Here is an 11,673-nt window from a genome sequence, read left to right as displayed (position 1 = left end):
CCGGCCCTGGCCAGCCCTGGCCGGTTCTGGCCGGAACGCGGCGTACACGGCCCGGTCCCATATGGACGGTCCCGCGCGACCGGTCGCGTACGGCCGGACGCATACGATCGGCGGAGCATTACCAGCATGGCGATCGTTGGACCTGCGACGCGACATTCGGCGTCACCGGCGATCAGCCGCTACCGGTACGACGGAAGAGAGGCTCATGGCCGAGGCGCTGTACGCTACATTGAAGACTACGCAGGGTGACATCGAGATCCTGCTGCTCAAGAACCACGCGCCGAAGACGGTGGCGAACTTCGTCGGTCTCGCCACGGGTACACGGGAGTGGACCGACCCCCGGACGGGTGAGAAGACGAAGGCGCCGTTGTACGACGGTACGATCTTCCACCGGGTGATCCCGAGTTTCATGATCCAGGGCGGTGACCCGCTGGGTACCGGCCGCGGCGGCCCGGGGTACAAGTTCGCCGACGAGTTCCACCCGGAGCTGAGCTTCTCCCGTCCGTACCTGCTGGCGATGGCGAACGCGGGCCCGGGGACGAACGGCTCCCAGTTCTTCATCACCGTGGCCCCGACGAACTGGCTGGACCGCAAGCACACCATCTTCGGTGAGGTCACCAGCGGCACCGACATCGTCGACGCGATCAGCAAGGCGCCGGCCGGGCCGCAGGACCGCCCGGCCGACGACATCGTCATCACGCAGGTCGTCGTCGAACGCCGGCAGGCGTAGCGGCCGGCGGGAACGGGAAGGCGGACGGGGAAGCGAAGGTGTCGGGACCGCTGCGATGAACCCACCCTGGTCGAGACCAGGGGATCCGGGTGTCCCGGATCCCCGCCGGGCGGTGGGCGCCGGCACCGCCTGGGCAGCCGGCCCGCGCCGGCATCAGGTGCCCGGGTACCACCACGCGTCCGGGCAGCCACCGGAGCCAGCCGGCTGGCGGCCCGCGGGCGGGTCCTCGGACCCCTCTGACGGCTGGACGCCGGACGCCCCCTCCGCCACCGGCTCCCGGCCCACGGGCCAGCCGGAGCGGGGGCCGGCGGCGCATCCCCGTCCCGTCCCCTACTGCTACCGGCACACCGACCGGGAAACCTACGTCTCCTGCCAGCGGTGCGGGCGTCCGATCTGCCCGGAGTGCATGCGTCCGGCGGCTGTGGGGTTCCACTGTCCGCAGGAGGGCGCCGCGGCGCCACACCGTGGCGCCGCCTCCCGGCGGCCGGTCACCTCGCTGGGCGGGCGGGCCATGGCCAGGCGTCCCGGGCTGGTCACCCAGGTGCTCATCGGGCTCTGCGTGGCCGCGTACGTCCTGCAGGGGCTGCCGGGCCTGGCCAGCGGGAATCTCGACAACGCCTTCACGGGGGACTACTCCCTGGACGGCCAGGGCATAGCGCTCAACGACGAGTACTACCGGCTGCTGACCGCGGCCTTCCTGCACGCGGGCATCCTGCACATCCTGTTCAACATGTACGCGCTGTACCTGCTCGGCACCCAGCTCGAACAGATCCTCGGCCGGGTGCGCTATCTCGCCCTGTTCGTCGTCTGTGCCGTCGGCGGAAATACGCTCAGTTATCTGATCAACGGACGGGACGTGTTCTCGGTCGGGGCGTCCACCGCGGTATTCGGGTTCTTCGCGGCGTACTACGTGATCGCCAGACGGCTGCGTGTCGACACCTCGGCGATCCTCATCATCGTCGGCATCAATCTGGTCATCACGTTCACCATTCCGAACATCGACAAATGGGGCCATATCGGTGGTCTCGCGGCCGGGCTCGCGGTGGGGGCGATCTACGCCTATGTGCCGGCACGCCGCGGATGGGCGCAGGCGGCCGCGGTGGGTGCTGTTCTCGCCGCATTGCTGCTCATCGCGGTCGCCCGGACTTCCACGGTGACGTAACCGCCACCGATATTCGTTCAGGAGCGGCCCGGCGGCTTCCGGCCCCTGGCCGTGGCGGCCGGATGCTTCTGACGTGAGGATTCCCCGTCCGGTTGTCCTGGTGTGGACGTGGTTCCCCGGGCCCGCGGGCCAGTACCTCGGATGCTTTCGGTATCACCCCGAATAGGGGAAGCCGGGCGGCTTGCGTATCGGGTCAGCGCAGGCGGAGGCGGATCTCCTCCACCGTCTCGGCGACCCGTTCGGGCTCGGCGCCGAGCTGACGGCGGCTGAGCATGAGCGGGCCGTCGATCGTCTCGACCGTGAGGACGCGGACGTGCACGGCGCGACGGCTGCGCGTCAGGGTGCCCGCGCGTACCCGCAGCACGGCGGCCCATGGCAGGTGCCGCCGGTGGATGCCGTCCACCAGGTCGACTCCGCCCTGATCCACATGCAGCGCCGGTCGGGCCAGGGCGTCCCGGCCGGCCAGCAGCAACAGCCCGGCCCCGACGATCCCGACCAGCAGCCGGCCGGGGCCGTCCAGCGGCCCCAGACGGGCGGCGAGCGCGCCCACGGCACCGGCCGCGAGCAGGAACGCGCCGGCGAGGGCGCACCCGGCCACCCGCCACCAGGACGGCGACCAGGTGTGCGCGCCGGCCCCACCGGCGCGGCCGGCACCGGTACCGCCCGCGCCGTCCGCCCCCGTGCCACTCGCACGCGCGTCGCCCACATCGGCGCCGGTATGGCCGCCGTCGGTGCCGTCGGAGCGTCCGGCGCCGGCGATGTCCCGGTCGGCGAAGTCCTCATCCCGCATGTCGCCCAGCACAGCACATCCGGCGGCCCGGGCAGCATCGCCGTCGGCCCGCGGGCCGACGGGCCCCGTCCGGGCAGCGTGGCCGTTGGTCTGGGGGCCGACGGCCGTCCGGGCAGCGCCGCCGTTGGCCCGCGCGGGCCGTGCCGCTGCCCGGCCTGCGCATGGTCGATCTTCATGGCGATTACTATCCGCTTTCTCGACGTCACGTCAGATGACGGCCTGGCCCTGTGTACCGCACCCCGCCGCCGGGGCCTGCGGCCGGAGAAGGAGAAGAGCGGACGTGGCTTCGTTCCAGACAGCGTTCCAGACCGTGTCGCCGCCCACCCGGCGTGGCAGCGTCAGCCCGTTCCCGCCCATCGCCGAATACGGCTTCCTCTCCGACTGTGAGACCACATGTCTGGTCGCCCCGAGCGGCAACATCGAGTGGATGTGCCTGCCGCGTCCGGACGATCCGTCGGTGTTCGGCGCGGTCATCGACCGGTCGGCGGGCGGCTTCCGGTTCGGCCCGGAGCGGACGATGATCCCGGCCGGGCGCCGGTACCTGCCGGGCACGAACATCCTCGAGACCACCTGGCAGACACCCAACGGCTGGCTCATCGTCACCGACTGTCTCATTGTCGGACGTTGGCACCGCACCCAACAGCGGTCCAACACCCATCGGCGTACCCCGACGGACTGGGACGCCGAACACGTCCTGCTCCGGCTCGCGCGCTGTGAGCACGGCACCGTCGATCTCGCCCTGCTGTGCGAGCCCAACTTCGACTACGGCCGCCGGCCAGCGAGCTGGGCGTACGAGGACGCCGGTTACGGCAGCGCGGTCACCGTCCGTGGCGGCACAGGAGTGTGGGCCGATGGCGCCGTGCCACCGAGCGGCAAGCCGGACGACGGCCGGCGCGGCCCGTCGGAGCGGCCCGGCCCACGGATCCGTTCGCATCCCGAGCTGACCCTGCGGCTGCGGACGGATCTCCGGCTGGGCTTCGACGGCCGCCGGGCACACGCGAGGACCACCCTGGCCGAGGGCGGGACGGCCTTCGTGGCCCTGACCTGGCGGGCCAGCGACCCCTTCCTGCCCACCAGCTACGCGGAGGCGATCGCGGCGGTGACGCGGACGACCGCGTTCTGGCGGCAGTGGCTCTCCCGCGGGGTCTTCCCGGACCACCCGTGGCGTGGGCATCTGCAGCGCAGCGCGCTGGCGCTCAAGGGCCTGACCTACGCCCCGACCGGGGCGCTGCTCGCGGCGTCCACCACGTCCCTGCCGGAGACGCCGCGAGGGGAGCGTAACTGGGACTACCGGTACAGCTGGATCCGTGACTCCACATTCGCGCTGTGGGGCCTGTACACCCTGGGGCTCGACTACGAGGCGAACGACTTCTTCTCGTTCATCGCGGACGTCTGCGAGAACGGCGACGACCTACAGATCATGTACGGGGTCGGTGGCGAGAGCCGGCTGGACGAGCAGATCCTCGGGCATCTGTCCGGCTACGACGGGGCGTTCCCGGTCCGGGTCGGCAACGCGGCGTTCTCCCAGCGCCAGCACGATCTGTGGGGCGCGATCCTCGACTCGGTCTACCTGCACACCCGCTCGCGCGACTATCTGTCGGAGCGGTTGTGGCCGGTGCTGGTCAGGCTGGTGGAGACCGCCGCCGAGCACTGGCGGGAGCCGGACTGCGGCATCTGGGAGGTGCGGGGGGAACTACGGCACTTCACCTCGTCGAAGGTGATGTGCTGGGTCGCCGCCGACCGGGGCCGGCGGCTGGCCGCGATGCGCGGGGACGCCAAGACCGCGGCCCGTTGGGCGGCTGTCGCCGACGAGATACACACCGACGTGTGTACGAACGGTCTCGACGAGCGCGGAGTCTTCACCCAGTGTTACGGCTCGAAGGCGTTGGACGCGTCGCTGCTGCTCATGCCGCTGTTGGGATTCCTGCCCCCGACCGATCCACGGGTACGCGCGACTGTCCTCGCGATCGCCGACGAGCTGACGGTCGACGGCCTGGTGCTGCGCTACCGCGTGGAGGAGACCGACGACGGCCTGACCGGGGCTGAGGGCGCCTTCCTCATGTGCTCGTTCTGGCTGATCTCCGCCCTGGTGGAGATCGGTGAGGTGGTCCGCGCCAGGCAGCACTGCGAGCGCCTGCTGAGCTTCGCCAGCCCGCTGGACCTCTACGCGGAGGAGCTCGACCCGAGCACCGGCCGGCACCTGGGGAACTTCCCGCAGGCGTTCACCCATCTGGCTCTCATCAACGCGGTCATGCACGTGATCCGGGCCGAGGAGGCCGCGGGCGAGCCCGGGCCCGCCCCGGCGTCCTGACCTGTTGCGCCCCGCGCGTCACGGTCGCGGCCCGTATTTCCATAAATGTTCCGGTATATCCCCGTGTGTCATGGAGCGCCGTGGCGTCGCCTGCAGCGGTGCGTCCGCGGGTGCTCACCCATAACGATGCTCACCCGCGACGATATCCACACTGTGGACAACCGTTGGGGATGAATAACACCGGTGGAAGTTCCGTCCATCCCGCGGCGCGGCCGCCCGGCGATCAACCCGGTCCCCAGCCGGATCCGCCCGGCGGACACCCGCCGACCCGGGTACCCGCCGACCCGGGTACCCGCCGACCCGGGTACCCGCCGACCCGGGTACCCGCCGACCCGGGTACCCGCCGACCCGGGTACCCGCCGACCCGGGTACCCGCCGACCCGGGCGCCCGCCGACCCGGGCGCCCGCGGATCTGCGGGAGACCGGTGGATCTGCGGGAGATCGAGGACCCGCCGGGGAAAGGCCCGCTGGCGAAGGCCTGGAGTGCCGGCCAAGTGGTGCGAATCCCATCCACGACCACCCGCACAGGCCATGATCCAGGCGAGTTTGTCGTTGTGTACGCTTTTTGGCCGCAAAAGCGTACACAACGACAAAATTACGCCGATCTTCTCCGGTGGCCGGCGTCCATCGAGGTGCGCCACCGTTCGCGGGGATACGTATGGTTACCTGACCGGCGCTCCTAGCGCCACTGGGTGGAGACGCCGAGGCCGATCACGACGAAGCCGAAGCCGATGAGGATGTTCCAGGCGCCGAGGCCGCCCATTCCGGGGATGTCCCCGTTGGAGAAGTAGTAGACGAGCAGCCAGGTGATACCGATCAGGAAGAGCGCGAGGATCAGCGCACCCACCCAGGGCGGCGACGGTGGCTTGCGCTTGCGCGGCTGGGTGGCCTGGGGTGGTGCGCTGGTCGACTTCTTCTTGCGACGCCGGGAAACGGGCACTTCAGAGCTCCTCGGTGCACTGTATGATCACCATGGGCGAAGTGCCGCCCGTGCCGCCGGTGGGCCGGTAGGCCGCACGGGTACGGATCGCCCATTTCACAGGGTAGACATCCACTGTGCCGGGACGCGTCGGGGCACCCGGAAGGGCGGAAGCAGATGCTCCTGATTTCCCGCGCCCGCCTTCGGGAGCCGGGAATCCGGGCGGTCCCGGCAGGCCCAGGGCTCCGGCGCCGTGGGCGTCCCGGGACGCGCCCGACGGGCTCCCCGGCTCCGGCTCCGGCTCTGGCCCCGACCCCGGCTCTGGCCCCGACCTCGGCTCCGACCCTGGCCCCGGCCTCGGCTCTGGCCGGCCCCTGTTCCGATGCTGGCGTGGTGGTTCGTGGCCGGAGCGTGCGCGCCGTGTCAACGCCGGGGCGGGAAGAGCGCATGGGCGTGCCGGGGTGGGAGGGGGCGGGGCACGAGCCGTCCGGCGGGGTGCCGGGTCGGTGGCAAAACGTGACAATATTGTCGATACGTTGTGGACTGCTGCCGTGGATACGGCGGTGGATACCGTCATGGGCGCCGAGGCGACGGCCACGGGGGCCGTGCGTGACGGTGATCGGGAAATCGCCCCTCCCGGGAGCTGTTTCCCTGCCACTTCCTTGCCAGAATGACGCCCAACCGCAGTCCGACAAGGGAAGGTGTCCGCGATGCCAGGTGGATCGACAACCGAGCGGGAGACCGGCACGCTCGAGACCGGCACCTATGCTGACCGGCCGTGGCAGTCGTCGTACGCTGACGGCGTCCCCATCGCGGTCGAGATCCCCGATATCACGCTGGGCCAGATGTTCGAGAACGCCGTCGCGGAGTTTCCCGCGAACCCGGCGATCTCCTTCTTCGGGACGACGCTGACCTATAGTCGGCTTCGCGAGTATGTCGACGCGTTCGCCGGTGGCCTGGCGAGGCTCGGCGTCGTCGCGGGTGACCGGGTGGCGCTCATTCTGCCGAACTGTCCGCAGCACGTGATTGCTTTCTACGCCGTCCTGCGGCTGGGCGCGGTCGTGGCCGAGGCCAACCCGCTCTACACCGAGACCGAGCTGACCCACCAGCTTGCCGACTGCGGGGCCGAGTACGTGGTGTGTCTGGACCGTGCCTACGCGGTGGTGGAGGCGGCCCGCCGCTCCGGCCGGACCATGGTCCGCGAGGTGATCTCCACATCGATTCCCGACTTTCTGCCGAAAAAAGACCAGTTGCTGCTGCGGCTGCCCATTCCGCCGGCCCGCCGGAAACGCGCCGAAATCGTGACGGAGCTGCCCGCCGGCGCCCGCGCCCACGCTTTCCTCGACGTGTACCGCAGTGGCCGGGCCGCACCGGTACGGACGTCGGCGCCGGTGGCCATGTCCGATGTCGCGGTCCTGCTCTACACGACGGGGACGACCGGTCCGGCCAAAGGCGCGATGCTGACCCACCGTAATCTCGTCGCCAATGCCGTGCAGTGCCGGGCGTGGTTCGCCGACGCGCAGGCCGGGCGGGAGGTCGTCCTCGCCCTCCTGCCGATGTTCCACGCGTACGGGCTGACATTGTGCATGACAGTGGGAATGCTGATCGGCGCACACGTTGTGCTCGTACCGAAATTCGACGTGGCTCTGGTGCTCGACGCCATCGCCAGGCATCGTCCGACCATTTTCCCGGGAGTGCCGCCGATCTACCGGGCGCTGCTGGACGATCCCCGGTCGAAGAACGTCGACCTGACCTCGATCCGCGGGTGCATCTCCGGCGCGATGAAGCTGCCCGGTGAGCTGCAGCGGCAGTGGGAGGGCGCGACCGGCACCCCGGTCGTCGAGGGCTACGGCATGACGGAGGCATCCCCGGTGACCCATGCCGGTCCGTTGCGCGGCGAGCTCCGCCCCGGCTGGATCGGCCTGCCCTTCCCGTCCACCGAAGCGAAGATCGTCGACTTGGAGGACCACACGCGGGAAGTGCCGTTGGGGGAGCCCGGGGAACTGCTCATCCGGGGCCCGCAGGTGTTCGCCGGGTACTGGGGGAACCCGGAGGCCACCAGGACCGTGCTGAGCGACGACGGATGGCTGTTCACCGGCGACGTCGCCCAGATGGACGCCGCCGGCTGGTTCGAGATCGTCGACCGGAAGAAGGAGCTCATCATCGCGGGCGGGTTCAACATCTCGCCCAACGAGATCGAGGATGTGCTCGCCGGGATTCCCGAGGTCGCCGAGAGCGCGGTGATCGGCGTCCCGGACGCGTACCGTGGCGAGACGGTGAAGGCCTTCCTGGTGCTGCGGCCCGACGCGTCGCTCACCGTCGACGAGGTGCGGGCGTACTGTTCCGAACGGCTCTCCGCCTACAAGGTCCCGAAGATCATCGAATTCCGGTCGGAGCCGCTGCCGAAGATCGGGATCGGCAAGGTGCTGCGCCGCGCGCTGCGTGACGAGGAGCGGGCAAAGGCCCAGCGGCCGGCCGCCGCCGAGCCGACTGCCGCCGCCGAGCCGACTGCCGCCGCCGAGCCGACTGCCGCCGCCGAGCCGACTGCCGCCGCCGGGCCAAACGCCACCGACGGCAACTGACCGACCGTGGCCCGGCTGGACGCTCCCGGGCCGGCCACCGTCGCGTCCCGCGCCAGGGATCCGCCGGATTCCGCGGCTGGCCCGGTGGCGGGGCGGGTTCGGTGGTAAGAGGAGGAACATGCGAATCCTGGTGGTCGACAACTACGACTCGTTTGTGTTCAACCTGGTGCAGTACCTGGGCCAGCTCGGCGCGGACAGCGTCGTCCGCCGCAACGACGAGGTCGACGTCGACGAGCTGACGACCCTCGGCGTCGCCGGGGTGCTGGTGTCGCCCGGCCCGGGCACGCCGGAGGCGGCCGGGGTCAGTGTGCCGATGATCCGGGCGTGTGCGGCGGCCGGCATCCCCATGCTCGGGGTGTGCCTGGGGCATCAGGCTCTCGGGGTCGCCTTCGGCGCGACGGTCGGCCGGGCGCCCGAACTGCTGCACGGCAAGACGTCCGTGGTGCGCCACCAGGGGGCCGGGGTGCTCGCGGACCTGCCGTCACCGTTCATCGGGACCCGCTACCACTCGCTCGCGGTGGACTGGGCGACCCTCCCGGCGGAGATCGAGGTGACCGCCTGGACCGACAGCGGTGTGGTGATGGCGATGCGGCACCGGGCCCTTCCGCTGGAGGGTGTCCAGTTCCACCCGGAATCGGTGCTTACGCAGGGTGGTCATCTGCTGCTGGCTCGCTGGCTGTCGGTCTGCGGGGACGACACCGCGCTATCGGTCGCGCCGACGCTGTCGGCCGAGGTCGAGACCCTCCGTCAGGCAGCTTTCGCCTGACGGAGGGTGCCGCCCGGCGGGGTCCACCAGATGATCCCTGTCGGGGCTCCGGTGGGTGCCTCGAACGGGACGGCCGTGGGGGCAGCGCCGCTACACCCTGCCAGGGGGGTTGAGCACGTCATCGAGGCCCCGCTTGGAGGGGGTCGGGCTTGGCGACGGTGTCTGGCTCGGTGTCGTGGTGGCGGTCGGTGTCGACGTCGGTATCTCGGTGGCGGCGGGCTGCTGCTGGGCGATGTAGAGCGTCACGGTCGACCCACGGGTCGCCAGGCCGCCGCCGGGGCTCTGGGAGACGACGGTGCCCGTCGGCTTGCTGCTCGCGACAGCCTGCTGGACGACCTTGAAACCGAAGCGCTCCAGCTCGCCCTTGGCGGGGTCGACGGGCTGGTCCGTCACGTTCGGGACGGTCGCCTGCGCGCTCACCACGTAGATGATCACTTGTTCGCCGGGGGTGATCGACGTCCCCGCCGCCGGGTCGCTGGACTCGACCAGCCCGGCCCGGCGGGTTGTCGCGTCGGTAAAGGCGGAGGTCTTCACCACCAGCCCGGCCGCCTTCAGCTTGGCGGTGGCCGCGGCCTGCGTCAGCCCCGCCACGTCCGGAACGGTGAGGTCACCCGGCCCCTTCGAGATGATGAGGGTGATCTGCGCGCTCTTCGACACGGCGGTGCCCGGGGCCGGCTCGACGTTGAGCACCTGGTCCTTCGGCTCGTTGTTGTCGGTGGGCTTCGAGATGACGTTGGTGAAGCCCGCGGAGCTCAGGCTGTTCTTGGCCGTCTCGTACTTCTGCCCGATGAGGTTCGTCGGGATCGTCGCGGTGTCGGCGGCGGTGTCGTGGCCGTTCCCGCCCCCGCCGCCGAGCATGTTGGTCGCGATGATGGTGACGACAACGAACACCGCCACCACGGACAGGCCGGCGAGGATGTACTTCCAGGCGTCCGAACGTCTTTTCTCCGGCGGTGGCCCGCCGTCGCCCCCCCCGGGGCCGCCGAAGCCGGCCCGGTCGTAGCCGCCGGTGCGGCCGTAGGGGTCGTCCGGGACGTTGTCGTAGGGGCCGCCGCGGCCGCGGGAGATCAGGTGCGTCCCCGCCGTGGCCGTGGGCGAGACGCCCAGCCGGGTGGTGAGCTGGTCGTTGTCGAGCTGGGGGGGAGGGGCGTAGATGGGCCGGCCGGCCAGCGCCCGCTCGAGATCGTCCCGCATCTGCCCGGCGGTGGAGTAGCGGTCGTCGGGATCCTTCTCCATCGCCTTGAGCACGATCGCGTCGGCGTTGGGCGTGATGGTGCGGTCGTGGCTGGACGGCGGCTGCGGGCTCTCCCGTACGTGCTGGTAGGCGACGGCCACCGGCGAGTCGCCGCGGAACGGCGGCTGCCCGGTCAGCAGCTCGTAGAACAGCACACCCGTCGAGTAGACGTCGCTGCGCGCGTCCACCCGGACGCCGCGGGCCTGCTCCGGCGACAGGTACTGGGCGGTGCCGATCACCGCGGCGGTCTGCGTCATGTTGGACGTGGTCGCGGTGGTCGCCCGGGCGATGCCGAAGTCCATCACCTTGACCGAGCCGTCCTGGCACAGCATGACGTTGGCGGGCTTGATGTCCCGGTGGATGATCCCCATCCGGTGGCTGTAGTCCAGGGCGGCGCACACGTCGGAGGTGATCTCCATGGCCCGGCGCTCGGTGAACCGGCCCTCCTGCTGGAGCACGTCCCGCAGGGTGCGGCCTTCCACGTACTCCATCACGATGTACGGGACGGTCGTGCCGTTGATCAGATCTTCGCCGGTGTCGTAGACCGAGACGATCGCCGGGTGGTTCAGGGCGGCCGAGGACTGCGCCTCGCGGCGGAAGCGGGCCAGGAAGGTGGGGTCCCGGGCGAGGTCGGCCCGCAGCGCCTTGACCGCGACCTCGCGGCCGAGCCGGACGTCCCGGCCGCGGTAGACCTCGGCCATGCCGCCGTACCCGAGGACCTCGCCCAGCTCATAGCGCCCGCCCACCAGGCGAGGTTCGGTCCCGAACACCTCAGTCACGACTGCCACCCGTGCTCGCCTTTCCGCTTCCCGGGCCGGTACCCGCGGACGCTTCCCGGACATCTGGTCCGGCCGCGTCCGTGCGGCCGGCCGGGCCGCCGGTGATCCGGCTGCCGTCCGTGACACCGCTGGTCCCGGTCGTACTGTCACCGGTGACGATGCCATCTTCGGATCCGGGCCCGTGCACCGCCCGGGTCAGGGCCGGCGCGCCTTCGGAGGATCCGCTGGACCCGGCGATCGACCGGGTGACCAGCGCGGTGATCGCAACTGTGGCGATCAGTAGTGCTATCAGTACTGGAAGTGGCAGCCGTCGCCTGCCCGCGGACGTCGTGCCCTCCGCGGCCCGGCCGCGGGGCCGCCGTCGCCGGGCCCCCCGCGCGTCCGGCGGCGGGGCGGAGGC

At 70.9% G+C, this 11,673-nt stretch carries 8 protein-coding genes and 1 pseudogene; 5 read left to right on the top strand and 4 right to left on the bottom strand.

Annotated elements, in window-relative coordinates; genetic code table 11:
* Nucleotides 1–205 precede the first annotated feature (205 nt).
* Together NBW84_RS07395 and NBW84_RS07390 are read left to right on the top strand one after the other, a co-directional pair.
* Nucleotides 206–730 carry a peptidylprolyl isomerase gene (locus NBW84_RS07395; RefSeq protein ID WP_250282956.1) on the top strand — a complete coding sequence of 175 codons (525 nt, stop codon included), beginning with the start codon at nt 206–208 and terminating at the stop codon, nt 728–730.
* A 112-nt stretch (nt 731–842) separates the two neighbouring features.
* Nucleotides 843–1,892 carry a rhomboid family intramembrane serine protease gene (locus NBW84_RS07390; RefSeq protein WP_250282954.1) on the top strand — a complete coding sequence of 350 codons (1,050 nt, stop codon included), beginning with the start codon at nt 843–845 and terminating at the stop codon, nt 1,890–1,892.
* 193 nt (nt 1,893–2,085) lie between these two features.
* Here the strand turns inward: NBW84_RS07390 and NBW84_RS07385 are convergent, their stop codons facing one another.
* Complete coding sequence (locus tag NBW84_RS07385) at nt 2,086–2,694, bottom strand: PH domain-containing protein (protein ID WP_250282952.1); 609 nt, start codon at nt 2,692–2,694, stop codon at nt 2,086–2,088.
* 199 nt (nt 2,695–2,893) lie between these two features.
* Here NBW84_RS07385 and NBW84_RS07380 point away from each other — a divergent pair, with 199 nt between their 5' ends.
* Complete coding sequence (locus NBW84_RS07380; protein WP_445548189.1) at nt 2,894–4,993, top strand: glycoside hydrolase family 15 protein; 2,100 nt, start codon at nt 2,894–2,896, stop codon at nt 4,991–4,993.
* A gap of 679 nt (nt 4,994–5,672) precedes the next feature.
* On the opposite strand, the gene NBW84_RS07375 is transcribed toward NBW84_RS07380, so the two are convergent.
* On the bottom strand, nt 5,673–5,933 hold the full coding sequence (locus tag NBW84_RS07375) for a cell division protein CrgA (RefSeq protein WP_250282949.1): 261 nt from the start codon (nt 5,931–5,933) through the stop codon (nt 5,673–5,675).
* Between the two features lie 689 nt (nt 5,934–6,622).
* On the opposite strand from NBW84_RS07375, the gene NBW84_RS07370 reads away from it, so the two are divergent.
* A complete protein-coding gene (locus NBW84_RS07370; protein WP_250282947.1) occupies nt 6,623–8,494 on the top strand; it encodes an AMP-binding protein in 1,872 nt (623 codons plus the stop codon).
* Between the two features lie 118 nt (nt 8,495–8,612).
* Nucleotides 8,613–9,260 carry an aminodeoxychorismate/anthranilate synthase component II gene (locus tag NBW84_RS07365; RefSeq protein WP_250282945.1) on the top strand — a complete coding sequence of 216 codons (648 nt, stop codon included), beginning with the start codon at nt 8,613–8,615 and terminating at the stop codon, nt 9,258–9,260.
* 90 nt (nt 9,261–9,350) lie between these two features.
* Here the strand turns inward: NBW84_RS07365 and pknB are convergent, their stop codons facing one another.
* A complete protein-coding gene (pknB, locus tag NBW84_RS07360) occupies nt 9,351–11,282 on the bottom strand; it encodes a Stk1 family PASTA domain-containing Ser/Thr kinase (RefSeq protein WP_250282943.1) in 1,932 nt (643 codons plus the stop codon).
* A pseudogene (locus tag NBW84_RS07355) lies at nt 11,266–11,673 on the bottom strand (serine/threonine-protein kinase); the annotation flags it as partial. The gene pknB and the pseudogene NBW84_RS07355, both read right to left, overlap by 17 nt.

The organism is Protofrankia sp. CiP1_Cm_nod2, from assembly GCF_920664355.1.
Lineage (GTDB): Bacteria > Actinomycetota > Actinomycetes > Frankiales > Frankiaceae > Protofrankia.
The sequence above is the reverse complement of the archived record's forward strand: the minus strand, read 5'-3'. Positions and strand labels throughout refer to the sequence as shown.